Genomic DNA, 21,692 nt, shown 5'->3' on the forward strand with positions numbered 1-21,692 from the left:
GCGGGCCGCGAAATCGCAACGATATCCCCGAAACGTCGGCCCCCGCGCCGCGGCTTGTGAGTATCCGTCGACCAGCAAGGGATTGCGCCGATGCCGAAACGGTCCATGAAACAGGACGATCCGCTCGAGGATTTTGCGCGTCGCGAGATCACCCTCGATGGCGTCGGCAAGGTCGTCTACGTGGCGGGCGCAGGGCCGGCCGTTATCGTGATGACGGAGATGCCGGGCATCAGTCCGCATGTCGCGCGGTTTGCCCGCTGGGCCCGCGACGCCGGCTTCACCGTCTACATGCCGTCGCTGTTCGGCCGTGACGGCGCCGTTCCAGGCGCGGAGGAGGGCGCCGCGATCTTTCAGCGCGCCTGCGTGAGCGCCGAGTTTCGCGCTTTGGCCTCAGACGAATCCAGTCCCGTGACAAAATGGCTCCGCTCGCTGGCGCGATTTGCGCATGGCGAATGCGGCGGTCCCGGCGTCGGCGCGATCGGGATGTGCTTTACGGGAAATTTTGCGCTGACCATGATGCTCGAGCCGTCGATGCTGGCGCCGGTGCTCTCGCAGCCGTCGCTGCCGCTGAACAATCCGGCAGGCATTGAGATCGCGCCCGACGAAGTCAAGGCCGTCCGCGAGCGGCTCGAGCGGGAAGATCTGACGGTGTTGGCCTATCGTTTCGCGGGCGACAAGTTCTGCATGGCGCAACGCTTCGCGGCGTATAGGGGCGCGCTCGGCGATCGTTTCATCGGACGCGTGCTTCCGGACAGCGCGGCGAATACCGATCTTGCGCCGTTCTTCGAGCGTCACGTCACGACCCCGCACAGCGTCGTCACCGCACACCTGATCGACGAGGCCGGCCAGCCGACGATCGCAGCACGCGACGAGATTTTGGCGTTCTTCAGGCACAGGCTGGCGCCTTCGGGAAGTGGACGTAGCTCATAACGCTTCAAGCGCATCGCGCGACGGCGCGATCGGCAGCCAATCAGGGATGCGGCGCTTGGCGAGCCAATATGGCCGCCAAAGAGATAGCCACGTGGCGCGGTCGAGCGGTGCCGTGCCCCATTTGCGCCGCTTCAGGTCGATCTGCGACAACTCATGCAAGTGCAGCCACTGGCGCGCCGCCCACCACAGCTCGCGCGTGACGTCTGCGTTTCCAGCGGCTTTGAGTTCGACGATGTTCGGCAGCGGATCACGATAGCGGCAGGCAACGTTCAGCGTAGCCACTCGTTCGCCGTTCCGCCGCACGCTCCAGACCCGCGAGCGATTGTGTGCCAAGTTGTAGCCATAGGTCTTGAGGCAATTCTTCATAGCTTCCGCCTCTTCGGCGATGGCGGCGATCGAGGTCAAAGGCAGGAAATCGTACCCAGCCACCTGCGCGGGCTGGAGCCCCATGTCGGCGATTGGCTGATGGCCAAGGTTCACATGCAACGCGATCATTGTTCGCCAGTCGTCCGCGGCCTCAAGGGCCTGGCCAATGCGTATTTCCGGCGTCCACGGGCGGCCGATCAACTCGTGCCCGAATGCTGCTGGCTGACCGGAAAACCATGTCCAGAGACTGATGAGCCGCAATCGAGCAGGATTCACGCGCCGAGGCTCGCGGACAAGCTCGCGCGCGATCCACAGCGCTGCCGGCTCATGCGTGAGCTCGGCAACATCAGCCACGGTTTGTAGCCAGGTCGGCGCAAGCTTGGGAGAGCGCGGCAGGTGGTTCGCGATCTGTCGACGAAATCGTTCGCCGTCGGGTAGTCGCGCAATCGGACGCGCGAACGCTTCGGGAGACAGCTTTCGCAGCCACAGCGGCAGGTCGGCCGCCGCCGCCGCTTCTGCGAGGGCGACACCGTCGATCACGCGCGCGAGTGCGGGCGCAGGATCGAGCCCGGGCCGTGGGACGGCGAGCGCGAAGAGCAGCGCGGGAAAGCGCCGCGAGGTCTGCAAGGCGCGAGTGCCGCATCGCCACGACGCGCACCGTTCCCTGGAAGCGGGGATGATATCGCCGAAGCCGACGTTCCAGCAGGTCGGAACGCCCGGCCCCCCGGCGAGGGGCCAGCACTAGATTCGAGGTCATGACAATAGTTCCGCAAGCGCGGACCAGGAGGCCCGCGGCAGATTCGATTCCGTTGAAGGTTTTGATTTCGTCCGGGATCGTATCCCGGAGCGCGCACTAAATATCGCGCGTCGAACCCGGGAAGCGCGCAGTCGTCAACATGGTCGCCTCCAGTAATGCAGTTGCGGTGCGCCCCAATAGCCCGGTTTCTGCCAATATGCAACCCGAGACTGCATGCTGCTTCAGCGCCATCGTTAACGCGATTGCAACGTCAGGAGTGCTTGTCGAGGCGGCGCTTGAGCAGCGTCAAATGTTGCAGCAGGTCCGACTGCGCGACATGTGACAGTTCGCCGATTAGCGCAATCACCCATTCCTCATGCCGGCGCGCCATCCGGCCGAATTCCTTGGCGCCTTCCTGCGACAGGCTCAAACGGAAGGTGCGGCGATCCTCGGAATCGACTTCGCGATGGATAAAGCCATCGGCTTCCAGCTTTTGCACCAGCGCGGTGATCGCGCCGTTTGAAACCATCAGGAGTTCGGAAACCTCGGACATGGTCGCGCCTTCAGGCTTGCGCGTGAGCTGCGCCAAGAGGTCGAAGCGGGCCAGCGTGGTGTTGAACTCCTTGCGCAGCCGGGCGTTCAGCGCCTTCTCGATCCGGGTGGCGCAGGAGAGCAGCCGCAGCCAGATGCGCAATTCCAGATGGGCGCCGTCGGATTCGTGCGCCGGCTCGACCGGCCGCAACGCTTGCCCGCGCGCACCCTTCGGGGATCGGGCCTTTCGTTTGACTGTGGCATCCATGGCTGGCGTCTCACCGAGGCTAAATGGAAATGGATCCGATGCTGGCTCCGCCGCAGACATACAGCGTCTGCCCGGTGATGAAGTCGGCATCCGGCGAACTGAAGAAACTGACGGCACGCGCGACGTCTTCGGACTTGCCGAGGCGGCCGAGCGGGATCGCCTGCGCCAGTTTCTTCGCGCGCTCGGAGTCCGGCGACATCACGCTTTCGAACATCTCGGTGTCCGCGATCGGGCCGGGGGCCACGACGTTGACGGTGATGCCGTATGGAGCAAGCTCCAGCGCCCAGGTCCGCGCCATGCCGATGATGCCGGCCTTGGTTGCCGAATACACCGTGCGTGTGGCGGCTCCCAGCGCGGCGCGAGAAGACAGGAGCACAATGCGGCCGAAGCTGGCCAGCTTCATGCTCGGCAGCGCCGCCTGCGCCAGCGCAATCCCCGCCCCGAAATGCAGTTGCGCCAAGGCGCCGACATCCTCGTCAGCAACCTCTTCCAGCAGCTTTGCGCGGATCGCGCCGGCATTATGCACGACATGGGTGATCGGCACGTTCGCCGCGATTTCCGACGCCACCTGCCGCGTCGCCGCCGCATCGAGCAGGTCGACTTCGTGCGATATGAATCTTGGATGGCTCCAGTCGGGTTTGCGCCGTGACAGCGAGATCACGTCGTAGCCGTCGGCCAGGAAGCCGCGGGCGATCGCAGCACCAATGCCGGTATTGCCGCCGCTGACGATCGCCGTGTAGGGAAGCGCGGGCATTTTACCTCACATGAAGAGTTGGATGTTGCCGAAGGCAGCATCGCAATTGATCAGGTCGACACGCTTCAGCTTGATCTTGAGCTTGCCGTTCTCGACGCTGAGATGATGCGTAACCCAGGCCGCATAGAGCGCCTGCTCATCGAGGCGGGTCTCGACATAATGTATCGGGGTCCAGGTGACGTAGCTATTCGCAGCGGCGTCGCGCGAATCGATCTGCGGCGTCTGCAACACGTGATGGCAGCGGCTCTTCGGCTTCTGGCTGAAGGTTCGCGCGCCCTTGAGCCGTTCGACCCGGATCGAGAGCAACAGCTTGTCCTCGTACATCAGCGAGCAGGTCAGCCGCGGATCGGTTTGATTCCATTCCAGCGGCATCCAGTAGAAGGCGTCGTCGGCGTACATGTCGAGCCATTCGTCGAAACGCTGCTGGTCGATCAGCCGCGCCTCGCGAACGACGAAGTCGATCAATTCCTGGTCGGTGGGGACCGCATTCTTGAGGGGAGCTTCGGTGACCATGCTCATGTCACATCCCCATCGTCATGAACTTGGTCCAGGCCCGGAACTGATGGCGCATCGGCCACTCGCTGGTCCCGTTGATCGCCACGTTGGTCTGTTCGGCTTCGTCGGGGCTGTAGAGGCGCTGCAGGTTTACCCACTCGTTGCCGTTCGAGTGCAGGCCTTCCTGCGCGCGCTCGTACATTTCGAGATCGTCATGGCCGACGATGGAGGTCGGCGCATTGATGAGCCGGTTGTACATCAGCGTGCGCTCGAGCAGCATGTCGGGTGCGTCGACGAGCTGGAACGTCCAGGATTCCACCAGCGTCTTGTTGGCCGCAATCGGCTTGAACTGCCGCAACAGCTGGATCGGGCCCTTGATCATGATGTTGGGGAAATAGACCGTGTTGTGCCGGTTTTCGTCCAGGATCGCCTTGGCGCGGGCCTCGCCATACGCCGCCGTCATCTTGTCGAAATAGCCGGGCACCGCCGAATAATCAGAGTGGATCGAGTGGTGCACGCCGGTGTGGCCGTGGCCGTTGTCCCAGATCCGAATGCCCATGTTTTCGAAGAACTCGTACGGGCTCATGAAGGGCGCGATGATCTCGACCGCCATCGGCTTCTTGGTGCCGGGAGGCGCTTTCTTCCAGACTTCGACCGCAGTACCAGCGGAGGACTCGTGCGCCACCATCGGATGGCAGGTGTCGGTCTGGTTCTCCACCAGCATCTTCCAATTGCAATTGTGCATGTAGCGCAGCACGCCGCCGGCGACCTTGAGCTGGCCGACCGGCGAACGGTCGACCATGTTGTCGAAGCTCGACAGGCTTTCGCCGAAGAACTCCTCGAAGTCGAGGCCGACGTCGTTGATCTTGGCGAATACGAAGCCGCGGTAGTTGCGGACATGGCGCACCGGCGCCATGCCGGTCGCGGCGCGACTCTGTTCGAAGCCGGTGTTCTCGTAGCCCTTCTTCAAGGGGATCGCGAGCAGCGAGCCGTCGGTCTTGAAGCTCCAGGCGTGGTACGGGCAGCGGAAGAACTTTCCGGTGTTGCCGCAGGTCTCGGATGTGATGCGCGTACCTTTATGGGGGCAGCGATTGTGCAACACGTGCACCTTGCCATCGGTATGGCGCACGAGCAGTACCGGCTGCGTGCCGATCGTGGTGCCAAAGTAGTCGCCGGGATTGGGGACCTGGCTGTCGTGACCGACATAGACCCAGCTGTTCGGGAACATATGTTCCATCTCGAGCTGGAACACCTCTTCGCTGACATAGACGTCACGGTGAACTTCCTGCTCGCGGACCAGCGCGCGAAGCGCCTCGGCGTTGCCGGCATATCGGGTCATGCGTTCCTCCTTCACAGGTCGAGCACAAGTCTTTTGGTTTTCGCACGCGAAATGCAGATCTGCATCACCTTGTTCGACGCCTTCTCGCTTTCGCTCAGGATGTAGTCGCGATGATCGGGAATGCCCTCGATGACAGTGGTCTGGCAGATGCCGCAATCGCCGCGCTTGCAGTCATGCATCGGGTCTTCGCCGGCCTCGAGCAGCACGTCGAGGATGGTCTTGCCGGCCGGAATCTCGTAGACGCGGCCGTTGCTCTTGAGTTCGACCTCGAAACCGGCGTCGCCGGATTTCTCTTCGGGCGCGCTGAAGATTTCGAAATGCAGCCGCCCCTGCGGCCAGTTCATCTGCTTGGCCAGCGCGATCGCGGCCTCGATCATCGGCAGCGGCCCGCAGAGGTAAAGCGGCACGTCGGGCGCGAGCCGGTTCATCAGGCCTTCGAGGTCGAAAAACCGGCCGGCTTCATCGTCGGCGTGGATCGTCGCGCTTGTGTTGGCCAGCCGCTCGATCTCGCCGAGGAAGGCAAGCTCGCTTCGGCTGCGTCCGGCGTAATAGAACGAGAACGGCCGCTTCGCCGCACTCAATTCGCAGGCCATCGCGAGCAGCGGCGTCACGCCGATACCGCCCGCAACCAGTGCGACTTCGCTGGCGCCTGCGCCGAGCGGAAAATTATTTGCGGGCTGCGAGATCGTCAGGCGATCGCCGGGCTTGAGGCCGTGCATGAAAGTGGAGCCGCCGCGGCTCTTGCTCTCCTGCAGCACGGCGATCCGATAGGCGGTCGGATGCTCAGCGGCCGCGCGCGGTGACGCCGTCTCGATCAGCGAATAGGAGCGCCGGCCGACGTCGGGCAGATGGACGTCGATATGGGCGCCCGCGGCCCAGCCCGGCATCGGGGCACCATTGGCGCGCGCAAGCACGAATTCGCGAATGCGCGGCGTGAGCGCCTCGGCTTTCGACACCACGACTTCGAATTGATCCATCCTCAGGCGTCCTCGAACAGTGTCTCGACGGTGCGCAACGCGCCATCGAGCTCGGTGCCATCGGCGTCCTTCAGCGCGACCTTGGTCAGCCGCTGCACCCATTCGGCGGCATCGGGCCGGCCGGCCAGGCGCTCGGACGCCTGCATGACCTTGTCGAATTTCGATTCACCGCGGGAATGCGTGTCGGAATAGCCGGCGACGAGACGACGGGCCTCGCATACGGCGGTGGCGAGCACTGCATCGCTCGCAGCGAATTTCCGGACGCGTTGCGACCATGCGTCGAGATGGCGCATCTCGCGGGCGTGCCGCAGCGTGCGACGGCGGAATCGCCGCAGGCCCGCCACGAAGTACAGCATGAGGAAAGCCGACGGCGCAGTGGTGCGCAGCTTTCTTCCGCGATCGATGAGCCGGGCGATCCGCTCGCTGCGCTCGATCCTCTCGCCGAGGCTCGGTGGCAGCAGTCCCGCCATTTCCTCGATCCTTGGATGGAAGAATTCGGTGATCCCGAGGATCTGGTCATCGCCGGCCCGCGCCTCGCGGCGCACCCGGTCGAATCGTCCGGCGCGGGTCTTGAGATCTGCTACGCGGATCACGTCGTCATAGGCCATCGCGATGGCGAGATATTTGGCAAAAGCCTGCATCAGGCCGGTCGCGTCGCGCGGCATCGCTTCCAGCCGGTCGAGATACTCGCCGCCATAGGCGACGTCCTGATAATCGACCACGCGCTGCAGGCCGGCCGCGACGATGCCGTGCAGTTCAGCCGGCAATTGCCGCGCCCGCGCGACCAGCGCGTCATAACCGGCATGGCCAATCGGCTCGAGGCGGGGAAAGCGTTTTGCGAGTGGCGGCTTTGCCGCTGGCTTGATCTTTGGATCCTGCTTGAGTTCGGCGACGGCCCGCTCGCGGCCGGCCGTGAAGGCGCGCAGGCTGGCATCGACGCCGACGCCCGCGGAGCGGATCGTGGCTTCGAAATCCTCTGTCGTAAACGGCAATGCGCCGGAGCCCGCGAGCGCGCCGAACAGCACCGAGGAAACCACGCTGCCGGTGGCGTCTGCGATCTCGGCCATGTCGAACGCGATGAAGCGGTTGGCCGCGACATTCGCTGCCTCGTAAACCTGCGAGGCGTCGGCAGTGCCATCGCCGGGCGCGGTTTTCTCGATCACGGCCAGGGAGCGGTGCGAGGAGCCGATCAAAAGCGTACGGTCGGGCGAGACCAGCCCGCGCAGGATGGCGCGGCCGGCTTCCATCAATTCGGCGCCGATCACGATGTCGACCTTGCCCGGCGCCGGCATCAGCGACAGCACGGGGTAACGCTCGGGCTTGCTCAAGTCGGGCGCGATCATCTCGATGTAATAGATCGTGGCGCCGGTGCGCTGGGCGACGCCCGGCACCGAGGTCGATTGCGCAAACCAGCTGCGTTGTTCAGCCAGCGCCACGATCCAGTCGACCAGCACACCGCCGCCCTGGCCGCCCATCGCGAGCACAGCGACGGTAATGGGTCGGGCCTGACTGAGCGCGACGGAAGAGGGGGCTATAGAGACGTTCATGCCGCCTCCTGTTCGAACATGATCCGCCGTCCCGCCCGCCAGCGCTGCAAGGCGCCGATCACACGCCGCCAGATGCGGTCGAGGCGAGCTTCGAAGGCGCTCGGATTGGAAACGATGTCGGCGCGATAGAACGAGGGACACAGCACGGCGGCGTCCGCGACCTCGCCGCAATGGCCGCAGCCGACGCAAGTGTTGTCAACCGCCGCGACCGGATTGTCCTTCAACGGGTCGGTCGTCGGTTTCACCGATAGCGATGGGCAGCCGGACAGGCGGATGCAGGCGTGATCGCCGGAGCAGACGTCTTCATCGACACCGAAGCGCTCGCGCACGACGCGCTCGCCGCGCTTGGCGGCGGCCGCCACCAGCGGCTTCACGCGCCGCTGCTTGTTCAGCATGCATTCCGACGAGGCGACGATGATCTTCGGCCCCTTTTCCTCCGTCGTCAGCGCCTCGCGCAGGGTGTCGCGCATGTGCGAGACGTCGTAGGTGCGGTCGATCTGGCGCACCCATTTGGCGCCGACGCCCTTCACCGCTTCGACGATCGGATGCTTGGTCGAGCGCGAACGGTTGTCGGCGCGCGAGGAGGGGATGTCCTGGCCGCCGGTTGCGGCGGAATAATAATTGTCGACCACGACAATCACGCTGTCGTGCTGGTTGAAGACGGCGTTGCCGACGCCGCTGGTCAGCCCGTTATGCCAGAAGCCGCCGTCGCCCATGATCGAGATCGAGCGCTTGCTCGCCGGAACGTTGAAGGCGGAGGCGGACGCCGGACCCAGCCCGTAGCCCATGGTGGTGGCGCCGATATTGAACGGCGGCAGGATCGAGAACAGATGACAGCCGATATCGGCGGCGATATGATGCGGGCCGAGCTCTTTCTCGACCAGCTTCATCGCGGAAAAGATCGGCCGCTCCGGACAGCCGGTGCAAAAACCCGGCGGCCGCGGCGGCACCACGTCGGCCAATGCGCGGATCCTGTCATCGACCTCGACGCGGTCGATATTCGGCGCGCGTGCGGCATCCGGCAGCGCATCCGCGCGCCAGCGGCGGATGAAGGCGCCGATCGCCGCGCCCATCACCTGCGCGGTATATTCGCCGGCCATCGGCAACAGGTCCTTGCCGTGCAGCTTGGCCGGAATGTCGGCGTTGCGCAGGATCTTGTGCAGCGCCTGCTCGATGAACTCGGGCTGGCCTTCCTCGACCATCAGCACCGCCTTCTTGGACCGGCAGAACTCGATCACCTCGCGGTCAACGATCGGGTAGGTCACGTTCATCACATAGAGCGGCACCCGCGTCTCGCCCCAGATGTCGGCAAGGCCAGCCTCGCGCAACGCGGTGATGACGCTGTTATACATGCCGCCCTGCATGATGATGCCGATATCGTCGATATCGCCGTCGAACGTCTCGTTCATGCCGCGGGCGTGGATGAATTCGACCGCCGCCGGCCAGCGCTGCTCGATCTTTTCCTTTTCATGGAGGAACGAGGCCGGCGGCAGCACGATCCGGTTGGTATCGCGCGACGGCGCATCGAGCGCGCGGGCCAGCGGAAAACTGGGGCGGACATTGTCGCGGGTGGCGAAGCGACCGTGCACATGACAGGCGCGTATCCGCACCTCCAGCATGACGGGCGTATTCGATGCCTCGGATAGTTCGAAGGAATCGTGCACGGCCTTGACGATGGACGCCACGTTGGGCCGCGGATCGACCAGCCAGAGCTGCGACTTCATCGCAAACGCGTGCGAACGCTCCTGCATGATGGAGGAGCCTTCGCCGTAATCTTCGCCGATGATGATGAGCGCACCGCCGGTCACCCCGCCCGAGGACAGGTTGGCGAGCGCATCCGACGCGACGTTGATGCCGACAGGCGCCTTGAAGGTGACCGCGCCACGGATCGGATACATCACGGAGGCGGCAAGCGTCGCCGCCGCCGTCGCCTCGCTGGCGCTGGATTCGAAATGGACGCCGAGATCGGAAAGAATGTCCTGCGCGTCCGACAGCACGTCCATCAGATGCGAGATCGGCGCGCCCTGGTAGCCGGCGACATAGCTGACGCCGCATTCGAGCAAGGCCTTGGTGATCGCGAGGATACCTTCGCCCCGAAATTCCTGGCCGGCTCCCAGCTTCAGGTCTTCCACCTCGCGCGCGAAAGAGCGTTCTGCCATGCTCGCCTCCTCGGCCTTGCGGGGAACTCCGGACGACCGAATATAATTTTAGACATCAAACAAAAATGATGTCAATCGGACTTGCGGGTTTGCGCATGGCAAAACCACCTCGCGAACGTCTATGTGCAATTTTTCAGCCTATTTCGTGGGCTTCATGCCCAGCCGGCCGGCCCTGGCGCCGGATCGGCTTGCTTGACAGGATATTTTAGCCATGAAACATTATTGGGGCGCGTCGCGCCTGGTGACGTACGCCAAGGCGCCCCTTTGCGGGAGACTGACATGACCCCGGTTTCGCAACTACGCGGGCCGTCTCGCGAACATCTCGCGTGGCCGTTCTTCGATGCCCGCCACAGCGAATACGCGGCGGCGCTCGATGCATTTGCCGCCGGTCTTGGCGATACGCACGGCGGTGACGTCGATGAGACCTGCCGTTCGCTGGTTCGCCGGCTTGGCGCCGCGGGATTGCTGGAGGCGTCGGTCGCGGGCAACCAGCCCGATGCGGTGATCGATTCCCGGCTGATTTGTCTCGCCCGCGAGACGCTGGCCTGGCACAGCGGGCTTGCCGATTTCGCGTTTGCAATGCAGGGACTCGGAACCGGAGCGGTGGCGATTGCCGGTTCGCCGGAATTGCGCGCGCTGGTCCTGCCGAAGGCGCGGCGCGGCGACTGGGTCGCGGCCTTCGCCCTGTCGGAGAAGGAAGCCGGTTCCGACGTTGCCGCCATGGCCTGCAGCGCCCGGCGCGAAGGCGACCATTATATCCTGGATGGCGAGAAGACCTGGATTTCCAACGGCGGCATCGCCGACGTCTATACGCTGTTTGCGCGCACCGGCGAGGCGCCGGGCGCGCGCGGCATTTCGGCCTTTGTGGTGCTTCCGGACGATCCTGGATTTTCGATCGCCGACCGCATCGACGTGATGGCGCCGCATCCGCTGGCGACGTTGCGGTTCGAGGGGTGCCGAATTCCGGCCGGGCGCCTGTTGGGCTCGCCGGGCGAAGGTTTCAAGATCGCGATGCGCACGCTCGATATCTTCCGCGCGTCGGTTGCAGCCGCCGCACTTGGTTTTGCCCGCCGCGCGCTGGATGAGGCCGTGGCGCATGCGCGGAGCCGGAAAATGTTCGGCGGCGTGCTGGGCGACCAGCAATTGACGCAGGCGGCCCTCGGCGACATGGCCGCAGGCGTCGATGCCAGCGCTCTCCTCACCTACCGCGCGGCCTGGCGGCGCGACGTGCAGAAAGCTTCCACGACGCGCGAAGCCGCGATGGCGAAGATGGTCGCGACCGAAACTGCACAGACGGTGATCGACCGTGCCGTGCAAATGTTCGGCGGCCGCGGCGTGCGCTCCGGCGAGATGGTCGAGCAGCTCTACCGCGAGATACGTGCGTTGCGCATCTATGAAGGCGCGACCGAAGTCCAGAAACTCATTATCGGACGCGACGTCCTGAAGGCCTAGCCGCGGGCGTCCGGTCGCGTCCTGCTACGGGAGTATGAAATGTTCGAGTTCTTGCAGCCGCCCGGTTGGGCCAAGCCGAGCGGTTATGCGAACGGCATCGCCGCCCGCGGCAAGATGATCTTCGTCGCGGGCCAGATCGGCTGGAACGAACAATGCAAGTTCGAAACGGACGATCTGGTGGAGCAAACCGGCCAGACCCTGAAAAACGTCGCAGCCGTCTTGCGCGCCGGCGGCGCCGGGCCCGAGCATATCGTGTCGATGACGTGGTTCCTGCTCGATCGCAAGGAATACTCGGCGCGCCTGAAGGAATCGGCGTGGCCTATCGCGACGTCATGGGTCGGAACTTTCCGGCCATGACGGCGCTGCAGGTATCGGGGCTGATCGAGGATCGCGCCAAGGTCGAAATCCAGGCGATTGCGATGATACCTGACTAGATGAACTGACAACGCGACGCCGGACACGGCGCCGGTACAGGAGGGCGACATGGCAACGAAAGCTCGTGAGAACCACCGGGAAGACGTGGCCGGACGGGCCAACGTCGAGGATACCCCTGAACTGCTCGCCTATTACGACGAACTCGAACGGCTGGAAGCCGGCGCGCTCTGGACGGTCGCGAACAAGATCGAGCCTTGGGCGCCCAAATCGTCCTCCGTTCCGGTGCTGTGGCGCTACGAGGACCTTCGCGCGCATGTGTTGCGCTCCGTCGAACTGGTGTCGCCCGAGAAGGCCGGCCGCCGCGTCATCTATCTGAACAATCCCGGCCGCCGCGACCACGCAGCCGCGGTCGGCTGGCTGTATTCCGGCCTGCAGGTCATGCATCCGGGCGAGGTCGCGTCCGCCCACGCCCATTCGGCTTCCGCCCTTCGCTTCATCATGGAAGGCGAGGGCGCCTATACCATCGTCGACGGCCACAAGATGACGCTCGGCGCCAACGACTTCGTGCTGACGCCGAACGGCACCTGGCACGAACACGGCGTCTCCAGCGACGGTACGCCCTGCATCTGGCAGGACGGTCTCGACATTCCCCTGGTCAACACGCTCGAAGCCAATTTCTACGTGGTCCATCCCGATCTGCAGCAGAGCGTCGGCTATCCCGTCGACGACATGACGCACACCTGGGGCAATCCCGGCCTGCGTCCGGCGGGCGCCGAATGGTCCAAGGGATATTCGCCGCTGCTGAAGTATGAGTGGGGTCCGACCTACGAGGCGCTGCAGCGTTACGGCAAGGCCACCGACGGTTCGCCCTATGACGGCGTTCTCATGAACTACGTCAATCCGGTAACCGGCGGGCCGGTGATGCAAACGATCGGCGCATCGATGCAGATGCTGCGGCCGGGCGAGAGCACCCGGGCGCATCGTCACACCGGCAGTTTCATCTATCAGGTCGCCAAGGGAAGCGGTCACTCGATCATCGACGGCAAGCGCTTCGACTGGAAGGAGCGCGACATCTTCTGCGTCCCGTCCTGGGCCTGGCATGAGCATGTGAATGCGTCGGCCACCGAGGACGCCTGCCTCTTCACGTTCAACGACCTGCCGGTCATGCATGCGCTCGGGCTCTACCGCGAGGAAGCCTTTGGCGACAATGGCGGCCGGCAGCCCCTCGTATCCTAGAGGTTCGGTCCTGATTGAATCAGAACCAAAGCTCTAGATTCTTGTTTGACGCGTTTTCTTCACGCGAACCACTTCGCTTGAAAACGCTACATGGGAGAGAAAACAGTGCGCCTTGTTACCTATCGCGGCACCGTTGAGGCTGCAGCCCGTCTAGGTGCTGTCGTCGAGGATATCGTCGTGGACGTCGAGGAGGCGGGCCACCATGCCGGCGTTTCCCTTCCCTCATCGATGCTCGATTTCATCGATCTGGGCCCACCGGCCTTGGCGGCGCTCAAAAAGATATTGAACGAGGGCAAGGATAACTGGCCGGTAGGTGCGGCGCTGCCGCTGGCGAACGTCCGGCTGCTGGCGCCGATCCCGCGTCCGCGCAAGAACATTTTTGGCATCGGCCTCAATTACGTCGAGCACGTCGCGGAATCGTCGCGCGCCCTCGACACCGCGAAGGACTTGCCGAAGCAGCCCATCATCTTCTCAAAACCGCCGACCAGCGTGATCGGGCCGGACGAGGCCATCCATCACAACAAGGCGATCACGCAGCAGCTCGACTGGGAAGTCGAGCTTGCCGTCGTGATGGGACGGACCGCGCGGCGGGTGTCGGAGGCCGAAGCGCTCGGCTTCGTGTTCGGCTACAGCGTGATGATCGATATCAGCGCCCGCGACAATCGCCGCGCCGGCCAATGGATCTACTCCAAGGGGCAGGACACGTACGCGCCGTTCGGGCCGTGCATCGTCACGGCGGATGAAATCACCGATCCGCACGCGCTCGATCTCTGGCTGACGGTGAACGGCGTCGAGAAGCAGCGCTCCAACACGCGCCACATGCTGTTCAAGGTACCGCTTTTGATTGCGGACATTTCGGCGGCGATGACGCTGGAACCGGGCGACATCATTGCGACCGGCACGCCCGAGGGCGTCGGCGCCGGGCGCTCTCCGCAGGAATGGCTGTGGCCGGGCGACGTGGTGGAAGCCGAAGTCACGGGCATCGGCCGGCTGCGCCACCCGGTGGTCGCGATCTGAGAGGCCGGCATGATCTTCGACATGGAGACGCTGGAAGCGCAGAACCGCTACAAGATACTAACGGCCACGGTGACGCCGCGGCCGATCGCCTGGATCACCACGCTTTCCGCGAGCGGCGTGATCAATGCCGCGCCTTTCAGCTTCTTCAATGTGATGGGGCATGAGCCGCCCACGGTCGCAATCGGGCTTCTGGCGGGCTCGGAGCGCTTCAAGGACACCGCGGCGAACATCCTCGATACCGGGGAATTCGTCGTGAACCTGGTTGGCGAAGCCAACGCCGAGGCAATGAACATCACCTGTATCGACGCGCCGCCCGAGATCGACGAGTTGACGCTGGCCGGGCTGACGCCGGCCGCCTCGCAGGCGGTACGCCCGCCGCGCATCGCGGAATCGCCGGTGTCGTTCGAATGCCGGGTGCTCGCTTCGCTGGTGACGGGGCCACGGCAGACCGCCGTTATCGGCCGCGTGGTCCGCGCCCATGTCGATGACGCGGTGATTTTGGACAAGGAGCGCTGCCACATCGATACGCAGGCGCTGCGTCTGATCGCCCGCATGCACGGCAGCGGCTGGTATGCGCGCTCCACCGACCTGTTCCAGATCGATCGGCCGACCTGGGCGATGAGGCAGGAAAAGAACGTCAAGGCGAAACCTGCATAGCGGCATCTGAAGCGGAGGATATCTTGAAAATTGCAGTGTTGGGTGGGGGCAACGGTTCGTTCGCAGCCGCCGGCGACTTCGCCTTGGCCGGTCACGAGGTGCGGCTATGGCGTCGAAATCCCGGAGATGTCGAGGCGCATCGCACGCAGGGCGGCACGATAACGGTCATCGATCGATCGGGGCGACGTGATGTCAAGCTGGCGACAATCACGTCGTCGATCGCGGAAGCTATCGAAGCCGCCGATCTGATCCTGTGTCCAGCGCCGGCTTTCGCGCAGGCCGCGATCGCCGAACTGGCTGCGCCACATTTGCGCGACGGCCAGGTCGTGTTCCTGCCTCCCGGCACATTCGGCTCCCACATCTTCGCCCGCGCGGCAAGGGACGCCGGCAACCGCGCCGAGATCGCAACCGCGGAGACAGGAACGCTGCCGTGGCTGGCGCGCAAGCAGGGGCCTTATGCCGTTCGCATCTCGGGCCGGGGCGCGCGGCTGCCGACCGGCGTGTTTCCATTGCGTCTCGCCCCGCACGCGTTGGATGTGATCGAGCGAGCCTTTCCGAACGCCATCGAGCCATGCGGCGATGCGCTCTCGGGCGCGCTGATGAACGCCGGCCCGATCATTCATCCGCCGCTGATCACCATGAACGCCGGCCCGATCGAGCATTTCGAAAAATGGGACATCCACAAGGAAGGAACCCAGCCAGCCATCCGCCGCGTGACGGACGCGCTCGATGCCGAACGCATCGCTATCCGCGAGGCGCTTGGTTACGGCGGGCCGCACTTTCCACTCGCCGACCATTATTCGAAGGACGGCGAACCCTGGATGTATGCGCGCGACGCGCACGACCAGCTCACGGATTCCGGCGATTGGTCCGAACGCCTTATCCTCGTCGAGCATCGCTACATGCTGGAGGATTTGCGCCTCGGCCTGTCGTTCCTGGCATCGGTGGCGGGCCTGGCGGGCGTGCAAACGCCACTCGTCAAGGCGTTCCTGGCGATCGGCTCGGCCATCACGGGACAGGATTTCGCGGTGACGGGCCGGAGCCTGGCTTCGGTCGGCCTCGGCGATCTCGACCGCGCCGCCTTGCAAAATCACCTCGCCGAGGGTTTTCGATGAAACCTATCATTGGATGCCTCGGCGCCGGCCGAATGGGCCGTGGGATTGCGGTGGTGTTCGCGTTCGCCGGTCACCAGGTTGTCGTCGTCGACTTCAAGGAACGAGAAGCGGCGGCATTTGAGGCGCTTGCGGTCGAAGCGAAAGCTGAAATTCGATCGACACTCGAGATTCTTTCACGCATCGATCTGTTGCCGGCAGAACTTGTGGCCACAATCGCCGAACGAGTCACAATCGTGCCTCGGCAGGACGCGGCCGCTGTTCTGCCCCGCTGCAATGTCATCTTCGAGGGAATGCCGGAAATCCTGGGCTTGAAGCAGGCCGCGCTGGCCGAAGCTTCGCGGCTGGCGGGCGAAGGCCCGATCATCGCCTCGACCACGTCGACGATACTGGTCGACGATCTCGCCGGATCAATCGAGCAGCCCGGCCGCTTCCTCAATGCGCACTGGCTCAATCCGGCCTATCTGGTGCCGCTGATCGAATTGTCGCCCGGGCGGCTCACCGCGCCGGAAGTGACAGTGCGAATGAAGGCGCTGCTCGAAGGCATCGGCAAGGTGCCGGTGGTCTGCGCGGCGCGGCCGGGCTTCATCGTTCCCCGAATCCAGACGCTGGCGATGAATGAAGCCGCCCGCATGGTGGAGGAGGGCGTCGCCTCGGCGGAGGACATCGACAAGGCCGTGATCTATGGCTTCGGATTCCGCTTCGCGGTGCTGGGTCTGCTCGAGTTCATCGATTGGGGCGGCGGCGATATCCTGCATCACGCCAGCCGCTATCTGGTCGAGGCGCTCGGCGACAGCCGTTACGCCGCGCCTGACATCATCGCGGCGAATATGCGCGAGGGACGCATCGGCATGAAGACCGGGCAGGGCTTCATGAACTATGAAGGCGTCGACCAGGCCGCCTATCGTGAACAGCGCCTGGCCGCCTTTGCGTCGGCGCTGCGGGCCATGGGGCTGGCGCGCGAGCCCGTCGCTTGAAGCAGGCTGCGCCTTGCTTCAGTGGCCGCCGAGATAGGCTGCGATCAGTTTCGGGTCGTGGATCAGCGTGTCCGCCGGACCGGACTGGATGATCTCGCCGGTTTCCAGCACATAGCCGTAATCCGCGGTCTCCAGCGCAGCGCGGGCGTTCTGCTCGACGAGGAGCACCGATACGCCGAGGCTCCGCAGCGAGGCGATGGTGCGAAAGATTTCGCGGACGATCAGCGGCGCGAGGCCGAGGCTGGGTTCATCGAGCACGAGGAGCTTTGGCTTCGCCATCAGCGCGCGCCCGAGCGCCAGCATCTGGCGCTCGCCGCCCGACAATGTGCCGGCAGCCTGCTGGCTGCGCTCTTTCAGGCGCGGGAAGCGGTCGAACACATCGTCGAGGCTTTTGCGCGTCGTCGAGCGATCGCGCAGGCTGTAGGTACCGAGCAACAGATTGTCGGCGACCGACATGTCGGCGAACAGTTCGCGCTTCTCGGGCACGAGGCAGAGTCCTCGCTCGACGCGGCCCTCGACGTCGATCCGCGCAAGATCGGCGCCCTGAAACATCATCCGGCCCGTGGACTTCAGCAGACCTATCGCCGCCATCAGCAGCGTCGTCTTGCCGGCGCCGTTCGGGCCGATCACGGTCACGATCTGCCCTTGCTCGACGGAAAGCGAAACGTTCCGCACGGCCTCTACCTTGCCGTAGGCGACCGACACATTCTCGATCGAGAACATCTGTGTCACGCGACACCTCCGAGATAGGCTTCCTGGACGCGGGCATCGCTGCGGATCGCCGCCGGCTCGCCTTCGCAGAGCTTCGAGCCGAAATCGAGCACGACGATACGGTCGACCAGCGACATGACAAACTCCATGTCGTGCTCGACCAGGAGGATGGTCAGATGGTCCGTGCGCAGCGACCGCAGCAGCTCGGCCAGCTTGAGCTTCTCCTGGCGGCGCAGGCCGGCCGCCGGCTCGTCGAGGACGAGCAGCGTCGGATCGGCGGCGAGCGCGCGCGCGATCTCGAGCACGCGCTGATTGCCGAGCGGCAAATTGCCGGCAAGCTCGAACGGCTTGTCGCCGAGGCCCACCCGTTCGAGCTGCTGCAGCGCTTCGTAGCGGGCACTGGCCTCTTCCGCCTGGTTCAGGCGCAGGGCGCCGGCGAGCAGTCCTGTCCTGGTGCGCGAATAGGTGCCGAGCAGGACGTTGTCGAGCAGCGTCATGCGCGGGCGCAGCTTGACGTGCTGGAAGGTGCGGGAAATCCCGGACCGTGCGATGTGGAATTGCTGGTCACGGGCGATCGAGCGGCCCGCGAACGCGATCTCGCCGCTGTTGGCGCGCAGCGCCCCCGTGAGCAGGTTGAACATCGTGGTCTTGCCGGCGCCGTTCGGTCCGATCAGCCCGAGAATTTCGCCGGACTTCACGTCGAAGCTGACATTATTGACGGCGACGAGGCCGCCAAATCGCCGCTGCGCGTCGCTCACTTTAAGAAGGAGGGTGCCGGGCGCCGGCTGCTCGCGGCGCGGCAACGCCGTCGCCGCTTGCGGACGGGACTGCTTCAGGTCCGGGAGAAAACCCGCGAGGAACGGGACGATGCCCTGCCGGGCGCGTTGCAGGAACAGGATGAACAGCGCCGAGAACGCCACGATCTCGAGCTGGCCGGAGGCGCCCTTGGCGATCAGCGGCAGGTAGTCCTGCACGGTATTCTTCAGGAGCGTAACGATCGCAGCACCCACCACGCCGCCCAAAATGCTGCCGGCGCCGCCGACCATCGCCATCATGAGATATTCGATGCCCATGCCGGCCTCGAACGGGCCGGGGCTGACGAAACGGCCGAGATGGGCATAGAGCCATCCGGACAGCGAGCCAAGGAACGCAGCGATGACGAACGTCACCAGCTTGATCTGGAATGCGTTGATCCCGAGGCTTTCGACCAGCGTATTGCCGCCGCGAAGCGCGCGCATGGCGCGGCCGATGCGGGAGTCGAGCAGGTTGTAGCAGAGGAGGAGGACCGCCACGACGATGGCCCAGATCAGGAAATAGATCTGCCGGCTTTCGACAAGGGCGATCGGGCCGATCGAGATCGGCGGAATGCCCGAGATGCCGTTATGTTGACCGAGGCCATCGATGTTGCCGAACAGGAACGCGATCGCCAGTCCCCAGGCCACCGTGCTCAGCGACAGGAAATGGCCCCCAAGGCGCAGCGTCACGAAGCCCAGGATCGCCGCGATGCTGCAAGTCAGGACAACGGCCAGCAACAGTCCGAGCCAGGGCGAGTAGCCGTTCACCGCCGTGACCCAGGCGGTTGAGTAAGCTGCGACGCCGACAAAGGCGGCCTGGCCGAACGACACAATGCCGCCGACCCCGGTCAATAGCGCGAGCCCGATGGCCGCAAGCGAGTAGATGCCGATATAGTTCAACAACGTGATGCTGAACGGATTGAGCACAAAGGGCGCCGCCACGAGGCAGGCGACCGCCGCGGCCATGATGAGACGGATCTGCTGCAGGGTCATTCCTCGACTTCCTCTTCGGAATGCTGCGAGGCGAGCGAGCGCCAGAGCAGGACGGGAATCAGCAGCGAGAAAACGATGACGTCCTTCAAGGTGCTGCTCTGGAACGAAGCGAAGCTCTCGATAATGCCGACGCCGAAGGCGCCGAGCGCAGCACCTGGATAGCTGGCCATGCCGCCGACGATGGCGCCGACAAAGGCTTTCAGGCCGAGCAGGAAACCGGAATCGTAGAAGATGGTGTTCACAGGCGCGATCAGGATGCCGGAGACGCCGGCCATCAGCGACCCCAGCAGGTAGGCGATGGTGCCGGCGCGCGCAGGCCTGATTCCCATCAGCCGGTGCGCCGGTGCGGTTCAGGGCGGTCGCGCGCAGCGCCTTGCCGACCAGCGTGAAATCGAAAAAGAGAAACAGCAGGCCGCTGAACAGCAGCGCCGCCGCCAGGATCAGGACCGTCTGTCCGGAAACGTGCACGCCGGCGATCTCCAGCGCCATCGACGTCAGCGGCTCGGTCCGAACGCCTTCGGGGCCGAAGAACAGCAGGCCAAGTCCGACCAGCGCGAAGTGCAGCGCGACCGAGACCGTCAGCAACAACAGAACCGAGGCGTCCGCGATCGGGCGGAACACGATCCGGTCCAGCAGCGGTGAGATCGGCATGATCAGGAGCAGCGCCAGAACGATCCGGACCGGCATCGGCGGATTGAAGCGCATCGTCAGCCAGACGATCCCGACGACAATCAAGGGTAATGCGAGATAGCCGAAGACGGCCTTCGGCACCGCGCGGAGTTCGCCGGCGCGCGCCAGCGAGACGACCTCCATCGCGCAGGCCATGCAGGCCAGCACGACGACCAGCCCGACCGTTCCGGGAAGCTGCCTGGCGTCGATCGCCGCGAGGGTGAGCGCGGTGAAGGCCGCGATGTCGCCGAACGGAATGAAGATCACCCGCGTCACGGTGAAGATCAGCACGGTTCCGATCGCCACCAGGGCGTAGACCGCCCCGGTGGCTATTCCGTCGATCGCAAGGATCGCTGCGATGTCTGCCGTCATGCTGTCGGCCGTCCTTCCGTGTTACGCTTCGGCTTCGCTCAGGGCTCGTAGGTCCAGGCGCCGTTGTTCAGGCGGACGATCACCAGCGCGCGCTCGTCCACGCCGTGGTAGGCGCCAGCCTTGAAGTTGTAGACCGCGTGCACGCCCGAGAGCTCCTTGGTGTTGAGGATCTCGTCGCGCAGGGCTTTGCGGAATTCGACGGTGCCGGGTTTTGCGGTCTTCAGCGCGCGCTCGGCGGCAGAGGTGAAGATCTTCCAGCCGTCGAAGGAGTAGGCCGAGAAGCCGTCCGTGGTCGGAACATTGTTGGCCTTCAGGAAGGCGGCGCGGAACTCGAGCGCGAGCTTCTTGGCGAAATGGTTGTCGGGAAGCTGCTCGGCCACAATGACCGGGCCTGCCGAGACCTGAATGCCTTCCGCAGCCTTGCCGCCGACGCGCACGAAATCAGGATTGACCAGCGCGACCGTGCCGTAGGTTTTACCCTTGAAGCCGCGTTCGCCGAGCGCCAGCAGCGGCAGCGCGCCCTGCGTGCCCGATCCGCCGATCAGCACAGCATCCGGACGCACCGCAAGAACTTTGAGGATCTGGCCGGTGACCGACGTATCGACGCGCGCGTAGCGCTCGTTGGTCAGCACCTTGATGCCGTCCTCGGTTTCTACCGCCTTGGCGCCGTTATAAACCAGATCGCCCCAGGCATCGGAGAAGCCGATATAGCCGATGTTCTTCATCGCATCGCGCTTCATGCGGTCGGCGACGACCTTGACCAGCAGCGAGGCGGGCTGCGGAACGGAAATGCCCCATTGGTCGGCCGGATTCGGCTGACCGATTACCGGGGAGACCGCAATCATCGGAACCTTCAGTTCGGTCGCGACCGCCAGCATTGCGATGGTCGAAGGCGCCGTTGCGGTGCCGATCAGGAGATCGACCTTTTCTTCCTCGATGAGCTTGCGCGCGTTGCGGGTCGCGGCCGAGGGATCGGAGCCGTCGTCGAGCTGGATCAGCTTGATCTTCTCCCCGTTGACCTCGTTCTTGTATTCCATGGCGGCCTGGATGCCGCGTCCGTACGGGATGCCAATCGAGGCGCCGGGTCCACTGAGGGACGTCACGAATCCGATCGTGATGTCGGCCTGTGCGGTCGAGGCCGCCACGAGGCCGCCGATGAGGGCAGTCAAACTCAACATCTTGCGCATTGCATTCCCCTTGGTTGAAAACAGCCGCGACCTGAGCG

The 21,692-nt window shown here is 64.5% G+C and carries 21 protein-coding genes and 1 pseudogene; 10 read left to right on the top strand and 12 right to left on the bottom strand.

The features are described from left to right. Positions 1–90: 90 nt before the first annotated feature. Positions 91–930: a dienelactone hydrolase family protein gene (locus tag ACVWVY_RS12465; protein WP_456626645.1), complete on the top strand. Its 840-nt coding sequence runs from the start codon at positions 91–93 to the stop codon at positions 928–930. Here the strand turns inward: ACVWVY_RS12465 and ACVWVY_RS12470 are convergent. From ACVWVY_RS12470 to ACVWVY_RS12505, 8 genes are all read right to left on the bottom strand, one after another. After that, on the bottom strand, positions 925–1,923 hold the full coding sequence (locus tag ACVWVY_RS12470) for a hypothetical protein (RefSeq protein WP_456626646.1): 999 nt from the start codon (positions 1,921–1,923) through the stop codon (positions 925–927). The genes ACVWVY_RS12465 and ACVWVY_RS12470 overlap by 6 nt on opposite strands. Positions 1,924–2,303: 380 nt before the next feature. Beyond that, on the bottom strand, positions 2,304–2,831 hold the full coding sequence (locus ACVWVY_RS12475; protein ID WP_456626647.1) for a MarR family winged helix-turn-helix transcriptional regulator: 528 nt from the start codon (positions 2,829–2,831) through the stop codon (positions 2,304–2,306). Between the two features lie 19 nt (positions 2,832–2,850). Continuing rightward, a complete protein-coding gene (locus ACVWVY_RS12480; protein WP_456626648.1) occupies positions 2,851–3,585 on the bottom strand; it encodes an SDR family NAD(P)-dependent oxidoreductase in 735 nt (244 codons plus the stop codon). A 6-nt stretch (positions 3,586–3,591) separates the two neighbouring features. Next, the gene (locus ACVWVY_RS12485; protein ID WP_456626649.1) at positions 3,592–4,104 is read right to left on the bottom strand and encodes an aromatic-ring-hydroxylating dioxygenase subunit beta; all 513 of its coding nucleotides are present in this window, start codon (positions 4,102–4,104) and stop codon (positions 3,592–3,594) included. 1 nt (position 4,105) lies between these two features. Next, the gene (locus ACVWVY_RS12490; RefSeq protein ID WP_456626650.1) at positions 4,106–5,419 is read right to left on the bottom strand and encodes an aromatic ring-hydroxylating dioxygenase subunit alpha; all 1,314 of its coding nucleotides are present in this window, start codon (positions 5,417–5,419) and stop codon (positions 4,106–4,108) included. A gap of 11 nt (positions 5,420–5,430) precedes the next feature. Next, positions 5,431–6,396: a PDR/VanB family oxidoreductase gene (locus ACVWVY_RS12495; protein ID WP_456626651.1), complete on the bottom strand. Its 966-nt coding sequence runs from the start codon at positions 6,394–6,396 to the stop codon at positions 5,431–5,433. A gap of 2 nt (positions 6,397–6,398) precedes the next feature. Then, positions 6,399–7,943 carry an indolepyruvate oxidoreductase subunit beta family protein gene (locus ACVWVY_RS12500; RefSeq protein WP_456626652.1) on the bottom strand — a complete coding sequence of 515 codons (1,545 nt, stop codon included), beginning with the start codon at positions 7,941–7,943 and terminating at the stop codon, positions 6,399–6,401. Then, positions 7,940–10,102 carry a thiamine pyrophosphate-dependent enzyme gene (locus ACVWVY_RS12505; RefSeq protein WP_456626653.1) on the bottom strand — a complete coding sequence of 721 codons (2,163 nt, stop codon included), beginning with the start codon at positions 10,100–10,102 and terminating at the stop codon, positions 7,940–7,942. The genes ACVWVY_RS12500 and ACVWVY_RS12505 overlap by 4 nt, the downstream gene beginning before the upstream one ends. Positions 10,103–10,381: 279 nt before the next feature. On the opposite strand from ACVWVY_RS12505, the gene ACVWVY_RS12510 reads away from it, so the two are divergent. The 7 genes and pseudogenes from ACVWVY_RS12510 to ACVWVY_RS12540 all read left to right on the top strand — a co-directional run bounded on the left by ACVWVY_RS12510 (position 10,382) and on the right by ACVWVY_RS12540 (position 16,928). Next, on the top strand, positions 10,382–11,554 hold the full coding sequence (locus ACVWVY_RS12510) for an acyl-CoA dehydrogenase family protein (RefSeq protein WP_456626654.1): 1,173 nt from the start codon (positions 10,382–10,384) through the stop codon (positions 11,552–11,554). Positions 11,555–11,593: 39 nt separating this feature from the next. Continuing rightward, positions 11,594–11,988, top strand: a pseudogene (locus ACVWVY_RS12515) (RidA family protein). A gap of 49 nt (positions 11,989–12,037) precedes the next feature. Continuing rightward, positions 12,038–13,165 carry a cupin domain-containing protein gene (locus tag ACVWVY_RS12520; protein ID WP_456626655.1) on the top strand — a complete coding sequence of 376 codons (1,128 nt, stop codon included), beginning with the start codon at positions 12,038–12,040 and terminating at the stop codon, positions 13,163–13,165. Positions 13,166–13,270: 105 nt separating this feature from the next. Beyond that, positions 13,271–14,182, top strand: a complete 912-nt coding sequence (locus ACVWVY_RS12525) for a fumarylacetoacetate hydrolase family protein (protein ID WP_456632185.1) — start codon at positions 13,271–13,273, stop codon at positions 14,180–14,182. Between the two features lie 9 nt (positions 14,183–14,191). After that, positions 14,192–14,839 carry a flavin reductase family protein gene (locus ACVWVY_RS12530; RefSeq protein WP_456626656.1) on the top strand — a complete coding sequence of 216 codons (648 nt, stop codon included), beginning with the start codon at positions 14,192–14,194 and terminating at the stop codon, positions 14,837–14,839. A gap of 23 nt (positions 14,840–14,862) precedes the next feature. Then, positions 14,863–15,954: an NAD/NADP octopine/nopaline dehydrogenase family protein gene (locus ACVWVY_RS12535; RefSeq protein WP_456626657.1), complete on the top strand. Its 1,092-nt coding sequence runs from the start codon at positions 14,863–14,865 to the stop codon at positions 15,952–15,954. After that, a complete protein-coding gene (locus ACVWVY_RS12540) occupies positions 15,951–16,928 on the top strand; it encodes a 3-hydroxybutyryl-CoA dehydrogenase (protein WP_456626658.1) in 978 nt (325 codons plus the stop codon). The genes ACVWVY_RS12535 and ACVWVY_RS12540 overlap by 4 nt, the downstream gene beginning before the upstream one ends. A gap of 18 nt (positions 16,929–16,946) precedes the next feature. Here ACVWVY_RS12540 and ACVWVY_RS12545 read toward each other — a convergent pair whose 3' ends face one another. From ACVWVY_RS12545 to ACVWVY_RS12555, 3 genes are read right to left on the bottom strand one after another with little or no spacing between them, the layout of a single operon-like run. Continuing rightward, entirely contained in the window at positions 16,947–17,651 is a 705-nt protein-coding gene (locus tag ACVWVY_RS12545) for an ABC transporter ATP-binding protein (protein WP_456632186.1), read from the bottom strand. Between the two features lie 5 nt (positions 17,652–17,656). Then, positions 17,657–19,426: a branched-chain amino acid ABC transporter ATP-binding protein/permease gene (locus tag ACVWVY_RS12550; RefSeq protein WP_456626659.1), complete on the bottom strand. Its 1,770-nt coding sequence runs from the start codon at positions 19,424–19,426 to the stop codon at positions 17,657–17,659. After that, positions 19,423–19,755, bottom strand: coding sequence for an ABC transporter permease subunit (locus tag ACVWVY_RS12555; RefSeq protein ID WP_456626660.1), 333 nt, complete (start codon positions 19,753–19,755; stop codon positions 19,423–19,425). Before ACVWVY_RS12555 ends, ACVWVY_RS12550 begins: the two co-directional genes overlap by 4 nt. On the opposite strand from ACVWVY_RS12555, the gene ACVWVY_RS12560 reads away from it, so the two are divergent. Together ACVWVY_RS12560 and ACVWVY_RS12565 are read left to right on the top strand one after the other, a co-directional pair. Beyond that, positions 19,724–20,068, top strand: a complete 345-nt coding sequence (locus ACVWVY_RS12560; protein ID WP_456626661.1) for a hypothetical protein — start codon at positions 19,724–19,726, stop codon at positions 20,066–20,068. The two genes, ACVWVY_RS12555 and ACVWVY_RS12560, sit on opposite strands and share 32 nt — an antisense overlap. 181 nt (positions 20,069–20,249) lie before the next feature. Continuing rightward, positions 20,250–20,411, top strand: a complete 162-nt coding sequence (locus tag ACVWVY_RS12565) for a hypothetical protein (protein ID WP_456626662.1) — start codon at positions 20,250–20,252, stop codon at positions 20,409–20,411. 94 nt (positions 20,412–20,505) lie between these two features. Here ACVWVY_RS12565 and ACVWVY_RS12570 read toward each other — a convergent pair whose 3' ends face one another. Continuing rightward, complete coding sequence (locus ACVWVY_RS12570) at positions 20,506–21,654, bottom strand: ABC transporter substrate-binding protein (protein ID WP_456626663.1); 1,149 nt, start codon at positions 21,652–21,654, stop codon at positions 20,506–20,508. Positions 21,655–21,692: the final 38 nt, after the last annotated feature.

The sequence above is a fragment of the Bradyrhizobium sp. URHC0002 genome, assembly GCF_054059515.1.

What these genes read in the sequence shown, in the direction of transcription:
- ACVWVY_RS12530 (WP_456626656.1), top strand. Translation starts at nt 14,192, where the DNA reads ATGATCTTCGACATGGAGACGCTGGAAGCGCAGAACCGCTACAAGATA.
- ACVWVY_RS12510 (WP_456626654.1), top strand. Translation starts at nt 10,382, where the DNA reads ATGACCCCGGTTTCGCAACTACGCGGGCCGTCTCGCGAACATCTCGCG.
- ACVWVY_RS12500 (WP_456626652.1), bottom strand. Translation starts at nt 7,943, where the DNA reads ATGAACGTCTCTATAGCCCCCTCTTCCGTCGCGCTCAGTCAGGCCCGA.
- ACVWVY_RS12550 (WP_456626659.1), bottom strand. Translation starts at nt 19,426, where the DNA reads ATGACCCTGCAGCAGATCCGTCTCATCATGGCCGCGGCGGTCGCCTGC.
- ACVWVY_RS12485 (WP_456626649.1), bottom strand. Translation starts at nt 4,104, where the DNA reads ATGAGCATGGTCACCGAAGCTCCCCTCAAGAATGCGGTCCCCACCGAC.
- ACVWVY_RS12555 (WP_456626660.1), bottom strand. Translation starts at nt 19,755, where the DNA reads ATGGGAATCAGGCCTGCGCGCGCCGGCACCATCGCCTACCTGCTGGGG.
- ACVWVY_RS12465 (WP_456626645.1), top strand. Translation starts at nt 91, where the DNA reads ATGCCGAAACGGTCCATGAAACAGGACGATCCGCTCGAGGATTTTGCG.
- ACVWVY_RS12495 (WP_456626651.1), bottom strand. Translation starts at nt 6,396, where the DNA reads ATGGATCAATTCGAAGTCGTGGTGTCGAAAGCCGAGGCGCTCACGCCG.
- ACVWVY_RS12505 (WP_456626653.1), bottom strand. Translation starts at nt 10,102, where the DNA reads ATGGCAGAACGCTCTTTCGCGCGCGAGGTGGAAGACCTGAAGCTGGGA.
- ACVWVY_RS12545 (WP_456632186.1), bottom strand. Translation starts at nt 17,651, where the DNA reads ATGTTCTCGATCGAGAATGTGTCGGTCGCCTACGGCAAGGTAGAGGCC.
- ACVWVY_RS12520 (WP_456626655.1), top strand. Translation starts at nt 12,038, where the DNA reads ATGGCAACGAAAGCTCGTGAGAACCACCGGGAAGACGTGGCCGGACGG.
- ACVWVY_RS12560 (WP_456626661.1), top strand. Translation starts at nt 19,724, where the DNA reads ATGGTGCCGGCGCGCGCAGGCCTGATTCCCATCAGCCGGTGCGCCGGT.
- ACVWVY_RS12540 (WP_456626658.1), top strand. Translation starts at nt 15,951, where the DNA reads ATGAAACCTATCATTGGATGCCTCGGCGCCGGCCGAATGGGCCGTGGG.
- ACVWVY_RS12490 (WP_456626650.1), bottom strand. Translation starts at nt 5,419, where the DNA reads ATGACCCGATATGCCGGCAACGCCGAGGCGCTTCGCGCGCTGGTCCGC.
- ACVWVY_RS12475 (WP_456626647.1), bottom strand. Translation starts at nt 2,831, where the DNA reads ATGGATGCCACAGTCAAACGAAAGGCCCGATCCCCGAAGGGTGCGCGC.
- ACVWVY_RS12565 (WP_456626662.1), top strand. Translation starts at nt 20,250, where the DNA reads ATGCAGGCCAGCACGACGACCAGCCCGACCGTTCCGGGAAGCTGCCTG.
- ACVWVY_RS12570 (WP_456626663.1), bottom strand. Translation starts at nt 21,654, where the DNA reads ATGCGCAAGATGTTGAGTTTGACTGCCCTCATCGGCGGCCTCGTGGCG.
- ACVWVY_RS12480 (WP_456626648.1), bottom strand. Translation starts at nt 3,585, where the DNA reads ATGCCCGCGCTTCCCTACACGGCGATCGTCAGCGGCGGCAATACCGGC.